This is a genomic window from Chitinophaga arvensicola (genome assembly GCF_900110835.1).
Classification (GTDB): domain Bacteria; phylum Bacteroidota; class Bacteroidia; order Chitinophagales; family Chitinophagaceae; genus Chitinophaga; species Chitinophaga arvensicola.
This window is the reverse complement of sequence record NZ_FOJG01000001.1, coordinates 3491451-3511605: the sequence shown is the minus strand read 5'-3', so window position 1 is coordinate 3511605 and position 20155 is coordinate 3491451. Positions and strand designations below refer to the sequence as shown.

9 protein-coding genes are annotated in these 20155 nt (G+C 49.3%); 8 read left to right on the top strand and 1 reads right to left on the bottom strand.

All coding sequences use genetic code 11. From position 1 onward, the window contains the following. Positions 1 to 330: 330 nt before the first annotated feature. The 8 genes from BMW79_RS14535 to BMW79_RS14495 all read left to right on the top strand — a co-directional run bounded on the left by BMW79_RS14535 (position 331) and on the right by BMW79_RS14495 (position 19393). Positions 331 to 4404, top strand: a complete 4074-nt coding sequence (locus BMW79_RS14535) for a hybrid sensor histidine kinase/response regulator transcription factor (protein ID WP_089895924.1) — start codon at positions 331 to 333, stop codon at positions 4402 to 4404. A 489-nt stretch (positions 4405 to 4893) separates the two neighbouring features. Continuing rightward, the gene (locus BMW79_RS14530; RefSeq protein WP_089895922.1) at positions 4894 to 7743 is read left to right on the top strand and encodes a glycoside hydrolase family 31 protein; all 2850 of its coding nucleotides are present in this window, start codon (positions 4894 to 4896) and stop codon (positions 7741 to 7743) included. A gap of 73 nt (positions 7744 to 7816) precedes the next feature. After that, positions 7817 to 10945: a SusC/RagA family TonB-linked outer membrane protein gene (locus BMW79_RS14525; RefSeq protein ID WP_089895920.1), complete on the top strand. Its 3129-nt coding sequence runs from the start codon at positions 7817 to 7819 to the stop codon at positions 10943 to 10945. A gap of 12 nt (positions 10946 to 10957) precedes the next feature. Further along, on the top strand, positions 10958 to 12517 hold the full coding sequence (locus BMW79_RS14520; RefSeq protein ID WP_089895918.1) for a RagB/SusD family nutrient uptake outer membrane protein: 1560 nt from the start codon (positions 10958 to 10960) through the stop codon (positions 12515 to 12517). Positions 12518 to 12543: 26 nt separating this feature from the next. Continuing rightward, positions 12544 to 13302, top strand: coding sequence for a hypothetical protein (locus BMW79_RS14515; protein ID WP_143059162.1), 759 nt, complete (start codon positions 12544 to 12546; stop codon positions 13300 to 13302). 223 nt (positions 13303 to 13525) lie between these two features. Beyond that, entirely contained in the window at positions 13526 to 14092 is a 567-nt protein-coding gene (locus tag BMW79_RS14510; RefSeq protein ID WP_245752490.1) for an RBBP9/YdeN family alpha/beta hydrolase, read from the top strand. A 385-nt stretch (positions 14093 to 14477) separates the two neighbouring features. Next, the gene (locus BMW79_RS14500; RefSeq protein ID WP_089895910.1) at positions 14478 to 16307 is read left to right on the top strand and encodes an alkaline phosphatase; all 1830 of its coding nucleotides are present in this window, start codon (positions 14478 to 14480) and stop codon (positions 16305 to 16307) included. 344 nt (positions 16308 to 16651) lie between these two features. Beyond that, the gene (locus BMW79_RS14495; RefSeq protein WP_177192172.1) at positions 16652 to 19393 is read left to right on the top strand and encodes a glycoside hydrolase family 2 protein; all 2742 of its coding nucleotides are present in this window, start codon (positions 16652 to 16654) and stop codon (positions 19391 to 19393) included. On the opposite strand, the gene BMW79_RS14490 is transcribed toward BMW79_RS14495, so the two are convergent. Next, a complete protein-coding gene (locus tag BMW79_RS14490) occupies positions 19385 to 20089 on the bottom strand; it encodes an NUDIX hydrolase (protein ID WP_089895905.1) in 705 nt (234 codons plus the stop codon). The genes BMW79_RS14495 and BMW79_RS14490 overlap by 9 nt on opposite strands. Positions 20090 to 20155 lie beyond the last annotated feature (66 nt).

The window sequence follows — 20155 nt, the reverse complement described above, 5'->3', positions numbered from 1 at the left end:
CAGCCACAGAAAAAAATGCGCGTCCGGAAGGTTTTTTATTTTTTTTTAAATATTGTTTGCTAATTTCTTGACATTCGTTTTACCTTCACCTACTTTTGTATAGCAAGAGGCTGGCTACCCCAATTAAAAACTGCAAATATCATTTATCATATACCGGTTATGCCGGATTTTTAGCTGATTAACTTTTTATGGACCTGAGTGCCATAACGTGGAATTTTAGCAATAAAGGTCGAATTCTTTCGACCTTTCTTTTTTTGTATCCGTTTATTACTATATTGTTGCGCCATTATAATTGTCAGGCCAACAATTTTTCAACCAAGGTGTGCGTACATGCGGAAGCGGGTCCTTATAGTCATTTTTTCCTTTCTCTTTACCACTGCAATGCAGGGGCAAACCCTTCCCTATCAGTTTAACCGGATTGATATTAACCAGGGCCTGTCCAATAACCAGGTAAACTGTATTTTCCGGGATAGCACCGGTTTTATGTGGATTGGTACCGTGTCGGGACTGAACCGCTTCGATGGCTACCACTTTACCGTTTACCAGCACGACCTGCGGGATACCACCTCCCTGACAGACAATAACATCAATAAGATCATGCCCGGACCGGGACAGCAGCTCTGGATCCAGACCCGCAGCGGTATCAACATTTACGACCCGGTCAGCACACGCTTTAACCGGCATCCCGAACAGGTCCTGCAACAATGGGGCATCCCGGGCAATGTAATCACTGATATTGTAAACGACAACCACGGCAACTATTGGTTCCTTCACCCTACTGCCGGGATTTTCCTGGTGCACAACCAGCAAAAAGCACTTTCTTTCAAACATACTGCCGATACCGCCAGTATCGCCACCAATACCGTATCCGCACTGCTTCCCGACAAAAGTGGCCATTACTGGCTCCTGCACAGCAATGGCATTCTTGAAAAAATGGATGCCCGCAACCATCGGATCATTTACCGCAACACAACGCTCGTTCGCCCCCAAAGCCCGGGTACCACCTGGTCTATGGCGGCAGATATGGATGGAGACCTCTGGCTCTTCAGTAACAACGAAGACAACGGAGCTTACTATTTTGAAGCCGGCACCGGCCGCTTCCGGCATATCGACCAGTCTACTCCCGGGCTTCCCCTGAATAACAACATTGTAAGAGGTATTGTACCGGATAACAATGGTTTCATCTGGATCGGCACCGATCATGGCGGGATCAATATCATCGATAAGAAAAAACAGACGATCCGGTATATAGAAAATATCCCGGAAGATAACCGCAGCCTGAGCCAGAACAGCATTACCAGTCTTTATAAAGACAATACCGGTATCATATGGGTAGGCACTTTCAAAAAAGGACTGAATTATTACCATGAAAACATGGTCAAATTCCCGCTGTACCAGTACCAGGCGTATAGCCGTAACAGTTTGCCTTACAATGATGTGAACCGTTTTGTGGAAGATGCTGCCGGCAATCTCTGGATCGGTACCAATGGCGGCGGATTGATCTATTTTGACCGCAGCCGCAACAACTTTACCCAATACCGGCATGAACCCGGCAACAATAACAGCATTTCCGGGAATGTAATCGTAAGCCTCTGCATAGATCATAACCGGCAGCTATGGATAGGTACCTACTTCGGGGGATTGGACCGCTTCGATGGCCGGCGCTTTATTCATTATAAACACAACCCCGCCGATACCAACAGCATCAGCGACAACAGTATCTGGGAAGTACTGGAAGACAGCCGGCACCAGCTATGGATAGGGACCCTCAGCGGCGGCCTTAACCGAATGGACCCCGCCACCGGGCAGTTCAGACACTACCGGAAAGAAGTGCCGTCTAAATATATCGCAGCATTGATGGAAGACCGGCAGGGAAATCTCTGGATAGGTACCTCCGATGGACTGGATGTACTGCAGCTGTCGACCGGCACATTTAAACATTACAGCAATACCCCGAATGTTCCCGGCAGCCTGAGTCATAACAACGTGGTATGCATTTTCCAGGACAGCCAGGACCACATCTGGATAGGTACCCGCGAAGGACTGGACCTTTATCACCGCAAAGACAACAACTTCCGTACATTCCGGAAGGAAGACGGCCTGCCGGATAATTCTGTCCTCAATATCCTGGAAGCCAATGATCACAGTTTGTGGATGAGTACTCCCAATGGATTATCCAATATGATGATCCGGGAAGGCGCCACCCCCACCTATACTTTTAAAAATTACGATGAATCCGATGGCCTGCAAGGCAAAGACTTTAATGAAAACGCCGCCCTGAAAACCAGTCGCGGGGAACTCATCTTTGGCGGTGGTAATGGCTTCAATCTTTTTTATCCGAATGCCATTGCCCTTAATAATAACCTGCCTCCCGTAGTACTCACGGATCTCCAGATCTTTAATAAAAGCATATTGCCCGGTGAACAGGTCAACGGCCGCATCCTGCTGCAGGCCTCTATGCCCGAAACGCGCAGCATCACCCTGAAACATAAGGAAAATGTTTTTTCACTGGAATTTGCCTCCCTCAACTATTTCCATCCGGAGAAAAACCGGTATGCCTATATGCTGGAAGGCTTTAATAAAGACTGGCTGTATACTGACGGCCTCCAACGAAAAGCAACATTCACCAACCTGGATCCGGGAGAATATACATTCCGGGTAAAAGCCTCTAATAACGATGGTGTCTGGAATGAAGAAGCACTTACCCTGAAAATCCGGGTGCTGCCTCCTTTCTGGAAAACCTGGCCCGCCTTTATCGGCTATGCGCTGCTGATCCTGGGCGCCCTGCTGCTGGCCCGCCGGATCATCCTGGAGCGGGAACGGCTCAAATTCCGGGTAGCGCAGCAAACACAGGAAGCGGCACGGATGCACGAACTGGACGCCCTGAAGATCCGTTTCTTTACCAATGTGAGTCATGAATTCAGAACCCCGCTCAGCCTGATCATTGCCCCGCTGGAAAAGATGATGCGCCAGTCGGCCGACAGCGGCTTAAAAGTACAACTGGAACTGATGCAGCGTAATGCCCGGCGTTTACTCAACCTGGTCAACCAGTTACTCGACTTCCGTAAAATGGAAGTACAGGAAATAAAATTACATCCCGCCGAAGGCGAAATCATCGGGTTTATAAAAGACCTGACCTCCTCCTTTTCCGACCTGTCCGAGAAAAAGCATATCCAGCTTAATTTTCAGAGCGATATACAGGAACTGACCATGCTATATGATGCAGATAAAATAGAAAAGATCCTTTTCAACCTCCTATCCAATGCCTTTAAATTTACACCTGAAAACGGCAGTATATCCGTTCACGTTAGCTACCAGGAGAACAGTCAACAGCTGGAGATAGCCGTAAAAGACACCGGTATTGGTATTCCACCGGAAAAACAGGCACATATCTTTGAAAGGTTCTTTCAGCATGAAGTACCTGCTTCTATGGTAAACCAGGGCAGTGGTATAGGCCTGTCTATTACCAGGGAATTTGTGAAGATGCATGGTGGCAGCATCAGTGTAGACAGCGCCCCGGAAATGGGCAGCTGCTTTACCGTGTGTTTGCCGGTAAAAACAGTAACAGCAACAGTTGCCGGAACGGTACAGGAAGTAATCAGCACCGCCGCACATATTCCTCCCTCAGTTCCGGTCAACAGCAACAGTAAAAAACCGGTGGTTTTACTGGTAGAAGATAATGAGGACTTTCGCTTTTACCTGAAAGATAACCTGGGACAGTATTTCCAGATCATAGCCACCGAAAACGGGGCGGCAGCCTGGAAAGTATTGCAACACACCCTCCCCCATCTCATCGTCAGCGATATTTCGATGCCGGAAATGGATGGCCTCGAACTCTGTAAGAAAATACGCGGACAACAGCGGACAGCCCACCTGCCTGTTGTGCTGCTCACAGCGAGGGCGGAAGAAGCCCAGCAACTGGAGGCCCTGGAAACCGGGGCGTCCGACTACATTACCAAGCCATTTAATTTTGAAGTACTATTATCGCGGATCAAAAATATCATCTCCCAACAGTCGTCGCTCCGGAAAACATTCCAGCAGCATATAGCAGCCAATCCCAGCGAAGTGGCTGTTTCTTCCGCGGATGAACAGTTTATACAAACCGCCTTACAGATTGTAGAAAAGAATATCGCCAACCCCGACTTCTCCGTAGAAGAACTGAGCAAAGCGCTTTTCATGAGCCGGGTATCTGTCTATAAAAAGATCCTGGCCCTCACTGGCAGGTCTCCCATCGAATTTATCCGTAGTATCCGTTTAAAGCGTGCGGCACAACTGCTCGAAAAAAGCCAGCTGACAGTAGCAGAAGTGGCCTATGAAGTAGGCTTCAATAATCCCAAATATTTTACGAAATACTTTAAGATGGAGTACAACGTGCTGCCTTCCGTATACGGGAAGAAGAAATAATGCTGCTACATCAATACTACATCATGCCGTAAAACAACAAAAGTGCCCTATCAAATAACGAAATGCGCCCCCTTCCTACGGGGCGCATAGAATAATTTTGCCGGATCTGTTATTACTACCAACTATGTTCAAGCAAAACTTTAAACGGAGCAACCGGCTTTACCTCATTCTCGAAATTCTGCTGTTGGGTCTGATCACCGTATCACTCATCGGCCTCTTCCTGCTGTAAACGCTTTAAAACCAATGTCATGCTGTTTCAATTATTAACATTCAATGCCCATACCGGTATCAATTGAATACCCTCATCAGGCAGGTGGTTAACATAATCGCCCTACATCTAAAACATACCCGTACCCTGCGATTCCCGGGGGCCCGTTATTTTTGTTTTCACACGTTCTGAAGTAAAACACGTTTTGAAAATAAACATACATGTCCCCCACGGACCTGTGTAAACACCACGTTCAACCAACGAAAAAAATCCGTTCAAATATGCAGATAAAGAGGGCGATACCGATCGTACTAATGACGTTGCTGACCTCCTGGTGTTATGCCGGGCAGGTCGACAAACTATCAGATGGTTTATTGATACATTTAAAAAATCCTGCGCCCAACGGGGTCAGACAAGTGAAATTACAGGTGATCTCTGATAAGGTGATCCATGTAACCGCCACAGCAGACGAACATTTCAACGGATCTCCGAGCCTGATGGCAATAGATATACAGGGCAATTCCGTAAAGTGGGATTCAGAAGAACACCCCGGAACAGTAACCCTGACAACTGCCAGTCTTACTGCCACTGTAGCACTCCATACCGGCGAAGTGGAATTCAGGGACAAAGCAGGCCGCCTCATTTTACAGGAAGCGCGTGGTGGGGGTAAAAGCTTTACCCCCGTTACTATCGACGGTAAATCTTTATACCGCATCCGGCAGGTATTTGAATCTCCGGCCAATGAAGCATTCTATGGGCTGGGACAACACCAGACCGGTTTAATGAACTACAAAAACCAGGATATAGATCTCACCCAGTATAACTCTGTAGCAGCAGTACCTTTCCTCGTATCAAACCGTAACTATGGAATATTGTGGGATAACTATTCCATCACCCGCTTCGGAGATAACCGCCCATTTGAGCAATTGTCTGCCTTACACTTAATTTCAGCAGAGGGGAAAGCAGGTGGTTTAACAGCTACTTACGGCGACCGCTATAATAATACCGTGTATGTGAAAGCAGTGGAAGATAAAATTGATTATGAATTCCTGGACAAATTAAGCGCATTACCCGCCGCCTTTCCCATGGTGAAAGGAAAAGTGACCTGGGAAGGTAGCGTAAATGCGGATGAAACCGGGGAGTTTAAATTCTTCATGACTACCTCCGGGTACACCAAAGTATGGATAGACGGACAACTGAAACTCGACAGGTGGCGGGAAAGCTGGAACCCCGGTGCTTCGGTGTTCCGCCATCAGCTCCGGAAAGGGAAAGCAACATCCATCAAAATAGAATGGATTCCTGAAACTACGCAATCCTTCATTTCCCTCAAATTTCTCTCTCCCACACCGGCTGCAGAGGTAGATAAAATGCAGTTATCGTCTGAAGCGGGTGAGCGTATTGATTACTACTTCATGTACGGACAAAATACCGACGAGGTGATCAGTGGCTACCGGCAGGTAACCGGCAAAGCCACCATGATACCGCGTTGGGCACTGGGCTTCTGGCAAAGCAGGGAAAGGTATAAAACGCAGGACGAAATTGAAAACACCGTAGCGGAGTTCCGCAAAAGGAAAATTCCGCTGGACAATATCGTATTGGACTGGAGCTACTGGAAACAGGACGAATGGGGCAGCCAGCAATTTGACGCTGCCCGTTTTCCCGATCCGGAGGGCATGATCAACCGCCTGCATCAGCAATACCATACTAATTTCATGATCTCTGTATGGCCGAAATTCTATGAAGGTATCGGCAATTACAAATTATTCGACCGTAAAAACTGGCTCTACAAACAGAATATCAAAAACAGGCAGCGCGACTGGATAGGTAACGGCTACGTATCTACGTTTTATGATGCTTTTAATCCCGAAGCACGCAAACTGTTCTGGAGCCTGTTGCAAAAGAACCTGCTCAGCAAGGGAGTAGATGCCTGGTGGCTGGACGCAACCGAGCCGGATATCCTATCCAATGCCTCCATAGCAGACCGTAAATCATTGATGAACCCAACAGCATTGGGATCTTCCACACAATACTTTAACACGTATGCATTGGTAAATGCTCAGGGCATTTATGAAGGGCAGCGGGCAGCAAAACCCGGTCAACGGGTATTTATCCTGACCCGCTCTGCCTATGCAGGCCTGCAACGCTATGCAGCCGCCACCTGGAGTGGTGACATCGCCGCCACTTTTGAAGAGTTCAAAAGACAGATTCCCGGCGGCCTCAATTTCAGCATGTCTGGTTTGCCTTACTGGACCACCGATATCGGCGGTTTCTTCGTGGAAGATAAATACGACCATCCGAACCCGGAGGGACCTGCACTGGAAGAATGGCGGGAACTGAATACCCGCTGGTTCCAGTATGGCGCTTTCTGCCCGCTGTTCCGCTCACATGGGCAATACCCCTACCGGGAGATGTTTAACATCGCTCCTGACAGCAGCGAAGCTTACCAGTCAATGTTATACTACGACCAGCTGCGTTATCGCCTGCTGCCTTATCTCTATGCAGTAGCCGGCAGCACTTACCACCACGACTATACGCTGATGCGGGGCCTGGTCATGGATTATGGCGCAGATACCGCCGTATTAAATATCCGCGACCAGTACATGTTCGGCCCTTCCCTGCTGGTGAATCCTGTAACGGACTACCATGCACGCAGCCGCGAATTATACCTGCCGGCTGGTAACGGCTGGTATGATTTCTATACCGGAAAATATGAAGCTGGTGGCCGCCATATTACCGCCCCGGCGCCATTGTCCAGGATGCCACTGTATGTAAAGGAAGGCGCTATCCTCCCGGTAGGACCGGCGCTGCAATACACCAGTGAACGCCCGGCAGATACCATCCACTTATATGTGTATACGGGAAAAGACGGGGAATTTACCCTTTATGAAGATGAAAACACAAACTACCAGTATGAAAAAGGCGCTTTCAGCAACATCCCGTTCCGCTGGAATGAGGCTACGCAAACATTACAGATAGGGCAACGGGAAGGTAGTTTCCCCGGTATGCTGCAGCAACGGCATTTCCTGGTAACGTTTGTGGGTAAACGAAAAGAAGCGGGTCCGGATATCAGTGACAAGACAGGTAAAATGATAACATATAATGGAATAGCAACAACGGTCCGGGCCATCTGACCCGGGCCTTTTTCCAACAGGTTTCACATTCAGTAACGATACAACTCCTTTGCCTAAATAAAACACGTTAAACATGAAAAACTGGTACACAATCAGCCACTACTTTCCACGGCAAACCGTCCTGAAGGCGCTTGCTGTATGCAGCCTGGCTACTGCGGCGCCGCCGGCACTACATGCAGCCGCCAATAACGGAAAGGCATACACGCATCCTGTCAGGCAAGACGTTACCGGCAAAGTAACCGATGCCAGAACCGGCGTTCCTTTGCCTGGTGTAAATATCATCATCAAAGGAACTACCCGTGGCACCGTCACCAATGGTGAAGGCACTTTCACATTGCAGGCAAATCCGGGCGACATCCTCGTACTGTCGCTCATCGGCTATACGAAACAGGAACTCCCGGCAAAGCCTGGCGCTGCCATGAACATACGCCTGGAAAGCACCGCCACCGGCCTCGATGAACTCATCGTAGTGGGATATGGCAGCCAGAAGAAAAAAGTAGTGACCGGCGCCACGGTACACCTGAATACCGAAGACCTGGTAAAAAATCACAGCATCAGCGTTGAACAATCCTTGCAGGGGCAAACACCCGGCGTACAGGTGACCTCCAATTCCGGTCAGCCTGGCGATGCCATGAAGTTTACCATCCGGGGCATCGGTACCAATGGCAATTCCCGCCCGCTCTTTATTGTAGACGGATTTCCGGCAGAAGATATCAGCTACATCAATCCAAGCGATATTGCCGCCATCGATGTACTGAAAGATGCCGCTTCCTCCGCGATCTATGGTACACGCGGCGCCAACGGGATCGTTATTATCACCACGAAGAAAGGCCGCGCCGGCAAAATGAGCGTCAGCTTTGATGCCTCCTATGGCTTACAGAACCCTGCCCGCAAACTGGACCTGCTGAATCCACAACAGTACGCCAACATGATGAACGAAGCGGCGATCAACTCCGGCTCCGTTCCGATTTATAGTGCAGACTCCATCACCAGGTTGGGTAAAGACCCCGACTGGCAAAAAGCGGCGACCAATAAAAATGCACCTATCCAGAATTACAGCCTGAATCTGTCCGGGGGTAATGAACACTCCATTTTCTCCACCTCCCTCTCCTACCAGGGACAGCAAGGGGTGATGGGACTTCCAGGCAGATCCAATTTTGAAAGAACCTCTTTCCGTATCAATTCAGAACATAAGCTTTATAAAGACCTGATCAAAACCGGTGAGAACCTCACGTTCGCGCATACACGCCAGCGGGGTATCGGCACAGGAAATATCTACAATAACTCAGTGCGCGGATTGCTCAATGCAACACCAGTATACCCTGTGTACAAGCCAGATGGCAGCTATGGTAAATCGCCGTATGCAGACGAGCCCAATCCCGTTGGCATGATCGATTACACACAAAACAACCAGACAATCACCGACAGGATCCTGGGTAATATCTATGCAGAAGCCACCCTGCTGAAAGGCCTCACTCTGCGTACCGATTTTGGCGCCGACATTTCCTATAATTACAACAATGCCTTCGTAGCCGGTTACGACCTGGGTACCAATAACAGCAACTTTCATCCTTCTGCCAGCCAGGGAATTTATCGCAACCTCACCTGGAACTGGGACAACTACCTTACTTACCAGTTAAACACCGGTAAACACAGCATAAATGCAGTAGTAGGTACTACCGCCAATAAGTTTGAAGGATACAGCGTGAACGGCAGCAAAACAGACCTGATCATTGCCGACTTTGATCATGCGATCATCGACAACGGCCGCAATGACTCTACCCGGAAAGTGTTCGGCACACGGTCTACCAATGCGCTGAACTCCTATTTTGCCAGGGTTACCTACAACTACGATGAGAAGTACCTGCTGACGGCGATTATCCGTCATGACGGATCTACCCGCTTTGGCGCCAACAACCGCTGGGGAAATTTCCCCTCTTTCTCTGCAGGATGGATTGTAACCAATGAATCTTTCCTGAAAAACAATTCCTGGATCGACTTCCTGAAACTCCGTGGTGGCTGGGGGCAAAACGGCAACGACCGGATTGATAATTTTGCTTACCTGGCTACTATCAACTCTACTTACCGCGATTATTATTTCAACGGACAGAAAGCCATCGGTGCTTCTCCTGACAGGATCCCCAACCCCAACCTGCGTTGGGAAGCCTCCGAGCAGATCGATATCGGGTTTGATGCCACCCTGTTCAGAGACGTGACCATTGCTTTCGACTGGTACCGTAAAAACACCCGCAACTGGCTGGTAGTAGCGCCTATACCCGACATCGTAGGCACCGGGGCTCCTTTTATCAATGGTGGTAATATCCAGAACCAGGGAATTGAACTGGGCATCAACTACAATCACCGCTTTGGTGAAGTAACCCTTGGTATCGGTGGCAATATTGCCTTTAATAAAAACACCGTACTGGAAATCCCTAACCAGGAAGGCGTATTGCATCCCTCGTACAACGGCGTATTGTCTTCCAATATGGATGAATATTTCCGCGCGCAGAATGGTATGCCGATCGGTTATTTCTATGGACTGCAAACAGCCGGTATTTTCCAGAACCAGGCAGAAATTGATGCTTATACCAGTAAAAGCGGGCAAAAAATACAGCCGGGAGCACAGCCCGGCGATGTACGTTTTGTAGACCTGAACGGAGATGGTGTGATTAACGGTGACGATAAAACGAAAGTAGGAAATCCGAACCCCTCGCATACTTATGGTATCAACCTGTCTGCCAGCTGGAGAGGATTTGATCTGGCTATACTGCTGAACGGCGTTGGTGGTAATGATATCGTGGATGGTACCCGTGCCTATGACCGCTTTTACAACAACTACACCACCGCTGTGTTTGACCGCTGGCATGGTGAAGGCACCTCCAACTACATACCCCGTGTAACACAGGGCAATGAAGCCAATCAGAACTATACCCGCTTCTCCGACCTCTATGTACACAACGGCGCTTTCCTGCGTGTGAAGAGTATCAATTTTGGATATGACCTGAAGAAAACACTGATGAAACATGTACCTATACAGCAGTTCAGACTGTATATATCCGGGCTGAATGTATTTACGTTTACCCATTACCGTGGGCTGGATCCGGAAGTGGGTTATGGTATAGACAGCTGGTCGTCCGGAACGGATCTCGGTTATTTCCCGCAGCCCAGAACCATCTTATTCGGTCTTAATGTTAAATTTTAAACGCCGGCAATCATGAAGAAAATATTTGCAGCAATCATCATAACGGGGTTAATGAGTTCCTGTGGAAAGAGTTTCCTCGAAACATTACCCATCAATTCCATCACAGAAGAAGATTTTTATAAGACACCGGCAGATGCTTACCAGGGACTGGTTTCCGCGTACAGCGTACTTAACTGGGATGGCTACGGCAATATTGCCCTGAGTTCAGAAATTGCATCCGACAACTGTTTTGGTGGCGGTGGTGCTTCCGACAATGGCTGGAACCAGTGGGATAAGAGCATTAAGATGAATGACCTGAACAGCTATGCCTGGAAGAAATATTATACCGGTATTTACCGCGCCAATAAACTGATACAGAAAATTGACGCCGTGGATTTCAAGGGAGATGATGCCACTAAAAAACGTTACACCGCAGAAGCACATTTCCTGCGGGCCTACTATTACTTCGACCTGGTGCGGATGTTCGGGCACGTACCTTTGCTGACAGCACCATTGGAACCAGGTAATTACAACATCCCGCAGGCGAGCCCCGACAGCGTGTATATGCTCATTGCCAGCGACCTGAAACTGGCCGCCAATGACCTCCCTGCTACCGCATTCAGCAGCATTCCTTCCGGCGAGTACGGCAGGGCCACCAAATGGGCCGCAGAAGCCTTACTGGGGCGTGTGTTTCTCTACTATACCGGTTACTATAACAAACAGGATATTGCCGGGGTATTTTCGCAGGCTGATGCCATTGCCGCTATTGATGATGTGATCAATAACAGTGGGCACAGCCTGATCCCCAAATACCAGAACCTGTTCCGTGCATCGGCAGAAAGTGCTACTGCTTACGCGGGGCAGAATAACGCAGAAGGCGTATTTACGATCCAGTATACTTACCTGGGCATGGGCGATCAGAATCAGCAGAACGGTAACCGTATGCAGGTAATGATCGGTATCCGGTCGCAAAACCTCGATCCTTACTACAAAGGCTGGGGCGCAGCTACCGTGAATGAAGCCTTGTATCATTCTTTTGCGCCGGGCGATAGCCGGCAAACAGCTTCCATTATTTCGATTAACGGGGAAGGCTATGCCGACAGTTACAAACTGGACGACCAGGCACAGTATACCGGCTTCTTTATCAAAAAGTATACACCGTTAAAAGATAAAAATGCGGATGACCTGGGAGGCAGTTTTCAGTGGGATAATTTCGATAATTATATGGTGATCCGTTTTGCAGATGTACTGCTGATGGGCGCCGAATTAAACCTGACCGCCAACGCAGGCAAAGCACAGGGATACCTCGACAGGGTACGTGACCGCGCCTTCGGCGATCAGACGCACCGGATTACACTCAGCAACAAAGCGCAGCTCATGCAGGAACGCAGACTGGAACTGGCACTGGAAGGACAACGTTACTGGGATCTGCTGCGGCAGGGTATCCCCGCAGCGAAACAGGCCATTGATAACCCTTCTGCGCAGGCAGGATTCAATGTCAGTTTCCGGGCAGAAACCAACGGACTGTTCTCTATCCCGGAAACACAGATCAATTTATCAAACGGTACCCTCCATCAAAACACCGGATGGTGATCCTGTACACTTTAAAAACTATAACAATGAAACGTCTGCATATTTATGTATTAGGACTTACAGCGGCTTTGTTCAATGCCTGTAGTCCCTACGAAAAACGAATCACGCCTGCGGATCCGGCCGGCATGCAACTGGATTTTTCTGTTAAACAGAACCCGGATTATGATAACCAGGTTACCCTGGAAAGCAGAACAAAAAATGTTATCCCCTTCTGGGATTATGGTTTCGGTACCAGCAAAGAAGAAAAAGCGGTGGTAATTATGCCGTTTGCGGGCGACTTCTTCATCAAATATGCAGCCTACGGCAGCGGTGGGCCCAAAACAGATTCTGTAAAAGTAACCGTCAGTGAAAATGATCCGTTGTTCTTCTCCAGCAAGTTATATGACCTGCTGACAAACGGCGCGGATGGTAAAACCTGGGTATGGGCGGTAGACGTTCCTGGCGGGTATTGCTTTGGTAATGGCCCGGGGGATGCCGACCGCCCGGCATGGTGGCAAAATGGTACAGCCGAATTGAGAAAGCAGGGGGTACTGGACGATGAAATGAAGTTTGACCTGAACAGGAATACCAATTTTTCCATCACCCACGGTGGTGTTACCACCAAAGCTACCTTTACGCTGGATACCCTGAACCAACGGATTAAAATCAATGGGGCAGATATCAGCTGGGGCAGTAATATTACCTATAACATTCTCAAGCTGAATGCCAATGAAATGACGCTTGTACAGCAGGGCGATGGCTGGCGGAATATCTGGATGTTCAAGCGCAAAGGGTTTGTATTTTAAAAAACCAGGGGATGTTCCCCGGTGGGTTATTTCCCTGCCGGGGTCTCTCATTTTTTCCGGGAGATGACCGGTGCGATTGCTTATATATCATAAATATTTAAGATACTCAGTATTAATCAATGCTGTTTTGGTTGTTACCTGTTGCCGGTGCTTTTCAGCCCCGGCTATTTTCTTTTACAGCATATCACCAATTCGTAATTGGTGATTCTTTTTACTATCTTTCATGACACAATGCCTCAATGTCATGGAAATAAAAGTACTGACCGCACCGGGGCTGGGTAGCTCCGGAAAATTACACTGGCAAACACTTTGGGAACAATCCATACCTGGAACAAAACGGATTGAGCAAAAGGATTGGGATGCACCGGTATGTGCCAGCTGGGTAGCGCAGATAGAACAGGCGGTGGCCGATGCAGGCCCGCAGGTAGTAATAGCCGCCCATAGCCTGGCCTGTATTGCACTGGCGCATTGGGCCGGACAAACCCGCCGCAAAATCCGTGGCGCGCTCCTGGTAGCACCGGCAGATGCCGAACGCCCGGGCTTTCCGCCTGAGGCCACCGGTTTCTCTCCGATCCCTTTAATCGCCCTGCCTTTTGAAAGTATTATTGTAGCCAGCACCAATGATACCTATTGCTCCCTGGAAAGAGCCGCCTTTTTTGCCCGTCACTGGGGCAGCCGTTTTGTAAATGCCGGCGCCAAAGGACATCTCAACAGTGAATCCGGACTGGGAGAATGGCCGGAAGGACAAAACCAGCTGAAAGAACTGGTACAGAACTGGCCAACACTCTGAGATAAATCCGGTATCCCCTGAAAACAGGAAGCGTTTTAAGAGACAGTCACCCACCATCAGTTCCTGCACACCGTCACGTTTAACCTGTAATTTTTACGTTTTTCATTCCATCCACATCGCTTTCTTTTTATCGGTTTTAAAATATATCTTAGTCCTTCAGCCTTGACTAAATCGATTTTTCAAACAGACAATTAACATAAAGATAAACAGCCACGTTACAATAGCCCCGATGGATTGTAGCACCTTTGCCCGCTGAAAAGCAGGCCTGCCGGGCCAATTCCGGCAGGAAGCATACCATGCGCTGCATCCGTAGATCGCGGGTCACGTATACGTTTCCGGAAGAAGAATCCGGACCGGAATTTTTAAAACTATCGTTTAGCATACAATGAAAAAAGCACTGTTCATTTTATCTGGTGTGATGCTGGCCACCGGTGCATCTGCACAAATAAGACAGTATACCATGGCACAGGCACACTCTCATAACGACTATGAGCGGGCCACTCCTTTCTATGCAGCCGCTTCGCTGCAGTTTGGCTCTATAGAAGCGGATATACACCTGAAAAACGGCGTTATCTATGTGGCACATGATTCCAGCGCCATCACTCCTTTCCGCACATTCAGGGAAATGTACCTGCAACCGGTATTGCGACAGTTTGCCCTGTATAACGGTAAAGCCTATGCCGATGGCGCCCCCATGCAATTACTGATAGATCTGAAAACAGCAGGTACGCCTACCTTGCAGGCCCTACAGGAACTGCTGCTGCCCTACCGGCAATACTTCGACAGAAGCGTAAATCCCAATGCCGTAAAACTGGTATTATCCGGCAACCTGCCTCCTATGGCCAACTGGCCAAAATATGATCCCATCTTCTTTTTCGACGGACGTCCGGATAGCGTATATCCTGCCGCGTTAAAACCGCGCGTGGCGATGCTCAGTGTCGATTTTCACGAGTATAGCGGCTGGAACGGAAAAGGCACGCTCATACCCACCGAACTGGAAAAAGTAACACAGGTAATCAATAAAGCCCATGAACAGGGATATGCATTCCGTTTCTGGGGCGCTCCTTCAACCCGCTCTACCTACTACAAACTGATGGATCTCGGGGCCGACTGGATCGGTACCGACCACCCGGAAGAGCTGTATGATGTAATGCATAACACCACCCGCACTACTGCAGCCAATATGCCGGTGCATCCGGTTTACCAGCCCACGTTTGCTTCCGACGCCACACAGGTGCGTTCCAAAAACGTGATCCTGATGATAGGCGATGGTACCGGGCTGGCTGAAATGTTTTCCGGCTATACCGCCAATAAAGGCGCGCTCAATATCTTCCAGATGAAGCAGCTGGGCTTGTCCAAGACCGCCTCTACAGATAACTATCATACCGATTCCGCAGCCGGCGGATCTGCCATGGGCACCGGTACCAAAACCCATAACCGGGCTATCGGACTGGACAACACCTATGTATCTATTCCTGTAATCCCAGAAATACTGGCGCCTAAAGGCATCCAGAGCGGGGTTATTGTAACGGAAGAAATTACCGGCGCCACACCGGCGTCTTTCTACGGCCATACTGCCGACAGGGACAGCACCTATACCCTCGAAAAACAACTACTGAACAGCAAACTGCAGCTGGCCGTTGGCGGCGGACGCGAAGAACTGGACAGGGATTTCGGTCAGCAGCTGGCCGCTTCCGGCATCCAGGTATATGACAACCTCGATAACTGGAACGCCACTACGAAAAACCGTACCCTGGTGATATTGTCTGATAAAGTGGTTACCTCCATGCGCGGCGGTCGTGGTAACTACCTGAAAACAGCCCTGAAAAAGGCATTACAACAACTGAATGCCTCCGGCAAAGGATTTTTCCTGATGGTGGAAGGTTCCCGCATCGATCACGGCGGCCATATGAACGACCTGGATTACCTGGTACGGGAGATGCTCGACTTTGACGAAGCCGTAGGAGAAGCACTCCGCTTTGCTGACCAGGACAAACAAACCACAGTAATCGTTACTGCAGATCACGAAACCGGCGGACTTGCACTGATGGACGGAGATATCGCCAAAGGCACCCTCCGTGGCCACTTTGCCACCAACGACCATACCGGTATTCCCGTGATGGTATTTGCTTACGGACCTAATTCCCAACTGTTCCGTGGTGTATATGAAAACAACGAGATCTTCCATAAAATGATGAAGTGCTTCGGTAAATAATATTTCCTGCAGTTGCCTTTTGTCTTAAACAGGCAAAGGCAACTGCATTTCTCTCCCCTTCCACCCGCTCACGCATTTTTACAACCGATCCCCCAGATATTTCTTAATCTCTGGATAAAATGTATTATTTATATCCCATGAACAAGACATCGTTAAGCCTTAGATAACTCCTATCTTATAGGTGCGGCTTACAGGGCACTGGGATAGGGGGGAGATAGGGGGGAGATAGGGGGGAGATAGGGCTTACCTGACACTTCACTGACAATGAAGAGCGGATAATTACCCCCGATGTGCGCATATCCTTAGCGAAAACTTTATTATCCAATGATCCAATGAATTCCGTTATGTCAGCAAAAAAACTACTGTTGCTCGCCGGCATGTTTTACATGCAGGTGACTATGGCACAGGACACCCGATACATCTATCTTTCCGGTACAGATAAAGACCATACCGTTGCCTGGGACTTCCACTGTTCCGGCGGTCAGCGCAGCGGCAAATGGACCACGATCCCTGTTCCTTCCAACTGGGAACAGCAGGGATTCGGCAGCTACAATTATGGCCATGATAAGGTGAAAGCCGATGAACAGGGCTTATACCGTTACCGGTTCAATGCACCGGATCAGTGGCGTAACAAGCAGGTGAATATTGTGTTTGATGGCGTGATGACCGATGCGGAAGTAAAGATCAACGGTAAGCTGGCAGGCCCTGTGCACCAGGGCGGCTTTTACCGCTTCCGGTATGATATCGGCTCCCTGTTACGCAACGGCAGCAACCTGTTGGAAGTAAAAGTGAGTAAACAATCGGCCAACGCCAGTGTGAACAGGGCAGAACGCAACGGAGATTTCTGGATCTTAGGCGGCATTTATCGCCCCGTTTTCCTGGAAGTGAAGCCATTGGTAAACATAGACCGTATCGCCATTAATGCGACTGCAAAAGGCCATTTCAGCGTGCAGGCGTTTACAACGGCGTTGCCGGATGGCGCCACGCTGAGCGCACAGGTACTTACCATGGACGGTAAGCCGCTGCAGGAAGCAGTGACTACACCGGCCACTCACGGGGAAGTACATACGCTGCAGCAGCAATTTGATCACCCCGCTACCTGGAGCGCAGAATACCCTAACCGGTACCAGGCGGTAGTGGAAATCAGGAAAGGCGACCAGGTGCTGCACCGCGTTACACAGCCATTTGGCTTCCGCACTATTGAAGTAAGACCACGGGATGGCATATACGTAAATGATACCAAAGTGATCCTGAAAGGCGTAAACCGTCACAGCGCGTGGCCGGAAACGGGACGTACCCTCAGTAAAGCCATCAGTCTGCTTGATGTAAACCTGATGAAAGACATGAACATGAATGCGGTGCGGATGTCGCACTACCCGCCGGACACCCATTTTCTCGATGTGTGTGATTCCCTGGGCATGTTTGTGCTGGATGAACTCACCGGCTGGCAGGCGGCTTATGATACCATTACCGGGCACCGGCTGGTGCGGGAACTGGTAGAACGGGATGTGAACCATCCCAGCATCATTGCATGGGACAATGGCAATGAAGGAGGCTTTAACCGTGCGCTGGATGGAGATTATGCGCTGTATGATCCGCAGGAACGCCCGGTATTGCATCCCTGGGAAAGATTCAGCAGTGTGGATACCAAACATTATCCCAACTTCAACTACCTCGTAAATGCCAGTTTATACGATGCGGATATTTACCTGCCCACAGAGTTTATGCATGGCCTGTATGATGGCGGTATGGGCGCCGGCCTGGCCGATTTCTGGGACCGTATCCTGCAACATCCGCATGGCGCGGGCGGCTTCCTCTGGGCCTTTGCTGATGAAGGCCTGGTACGCACCGACAAAAACGGCATCATCGACACCGATGGCAACCATGCACCAGACGGCATTGTAGGCCCACACCGCGAAAAGGAAGGCAGCTTTTACAGCATCCGGGAATTATGGTCGCCGGTACATATACCCATGACCGTTATACCTACGGTATTTGACGGCCGGATACCCGTGGAAAACCGTTACGACTATACGCAATTGGGCGGATGCCGCTTCACATGGCAACTGCTGCGGTTCACATCTCCCGGAAAAAATACCCGCACAGATACCATCACCACCGGTACGCTTGCTGCACCTGACCTCGCGCCGCATACCAAAGGTTATCTCCAGCTTCCCCTCCCCGATGGATGGCAGGATGCGGATGCCTTATACCTCAGCGTACAGGATATTTACGGCCGCAACATCCTCCACCGCAGCTGGCCATTGTCTTCTCCTATGAAGCACGTGAAGCAGTTTCCCGCAGCGAACGGGCGTTTGAATATCACCAACAATCACGATACCCTTTATGTGGATAATGGCAGCGGCGTGTATGCTTTCAGTCGCGCTACCGGGCAGCTCTTACATATCCGCACGCCCAAAGGAAAAATCTCACTGGGCGGAGGCCCGGTGCTGGCAGGTGTTTCACAGCAGTTAACCTCATTCAGCTCCGGTGATGATTCCACTGGTTATTTTATCAGCGTGAGATATGAAGGTAGTGGTTTCCTGCAGCTGAAATGGCATTTCAAGCCAGGAGTACCGGCTCAACTGGATTACAGCTATAACGTAAAAGGGGAAACGCCTTTTACCGGTATTACCTTCCGGTATCCGGAAGAAAAAGTAACAGGGCTTGCCTGGATCGGCGAAGGGCCTTACCGCGTATGGAAAAACAGGCGACAGGGACAGCTCTTTGGCAACTGGTATAAAGATTACAACAATACGGTAACAGGAGAAAGCTGGATCTATCCGGAATTCAAGGGCTATCATGCCAATGTTTACCAGGCCACTTTCTATACACAGGAACCACCTTTTACCTTCTATACCGGTAACGGGGGTACGTTTTTACAGGTGTTCCGTCCGGAGGCGCCCAAAGGGGCTTCCAATAACAACACCACGCCAGCCTTTCCGGACGGTGATATCGGCTTTATGAGCGCCATTGCGCCCATCGGCACAAAGTTCCAGGATGCTGCACAGATGGGACCGGAAAGTCAGCTGAATGTGATGCTGAATCCACCTGTAAAAGGAACTATCTGGATCGGTTTACCGTAAGTTGCCGGGATCAGTAACGAAGTTCAGGAAGGCATTAAATTTAGCGTTGTATTTACGCTTATCCAGTTTGAAGTAAAAGGCGCCACGCTTGGAGCTGAGCCGGTCTTTATCTTTCTGTTTGATCAGCAGGCCGGTAGACAATACCTTACGGCTGAAATTGCGTTTATCGAAAGTAACATCGTATACTGCTTCATACAGCAATTGTAGCTGCGGAATGGTGAACTTCAGCGGCAGCAATTCAAACAGGATAGGATGAATGGCTGCTTTGTAGCGGAGCTTTTCCTGCGCCATCCTCACCATATCGGTATGGTCGAAGATCAGCGATGGCAGCTTATCCAGCGAGATCCATTCTGCATGGTACTCGTCGTTTAGCTGCAGTTTATACTGATTGATATCAATGAGGGCAAAATAAGTAATAGAGATGGTACGTTCCACCGGATCACGGTCTGGTTCACCAAAGGCAAACAGCTGTTCCATGTATACGCCTTCCAGGCCGGTTAACTTGTTCAGCACCCTGGCGGCGGCTGATTCGAAGCTTTCACTGGGCTGTACAAATCCACCCATGAGGCTCCACTTATTCTTCTGCGGTTCGAACCCGCGCTTGATCAGCAGTAACTTCAATGCTTCCCCGTCAAAACCGAAAATGATGCAATCAACTGCTACCAGCATTCTTGATTGCCCTGTATAGCGTGTCATACCAGCAATAATTTATAACCCGGCAATTTATACTACCCGGTTGACATTAGGAAATTATATTACAAT

Coding starts and splice junctions, on each gene's coding strand:
- BMW79_RS14535 (WP_089895924.1), top strand. CDS start 331: ATGCGGAAGCGGGTCCTTATAGTCATTTTTTCCTTTCTCTTTACCACT.
- BMW79_RS14520 (WP_089895918.1), top strand. CDS start 10,958: ATGAAGAAAATATTTGCAGCAATCATCATAACGGGGTTAATGAGTTCC.
- BMW79_RS14500 (WP_089895910.1), top strand. CDS start 14,478: ATGAAAAAAGCACTGTTCATTTTATCTGGTGTGATGCTGGCCACCGGT.
- BMW79_RS14530 (WP_089895922.1), top strand. CDS start 4,894: ATGCAGATAAAGAGGGCGATACCGATCGTACTAATGACGTTGCTGACC.
- BMW79_RS14510 (WP_245752490.1), top strand. CDS start 13,526: ATGACACAATGCCTCAATGTCATGGAAATAAAAGTACTGACCGCACCG.
- BMW79_RS14495 (WP_177192172.1), top strand. CDS start 16,652: ATGTCAGCAAAAAAACTACTGTTGCTCGCCGGCATGTTTTACATGCAG.
- BMW79_RS14490 (WP_089895905.1), bottom strand. CDS start 20,089: ATGACACGCTATACAGGGCAATCAAGAATGCTGGTAGCAGTTGATTGC.
- BMW79_RS14525 (WP_089895920.1), top strand. CDS start 7,817: ATGAAAAACTGGTACACAATCAGCCACTACTTTCCACGGCAAACCGTC.
- BMW79_RS14515 (WP_143059162.1), top strand. CDS start 12,544: ATGAAACGTCTGCATATTTATGTATTAGGACTTACAGCGGCTTTGTTC.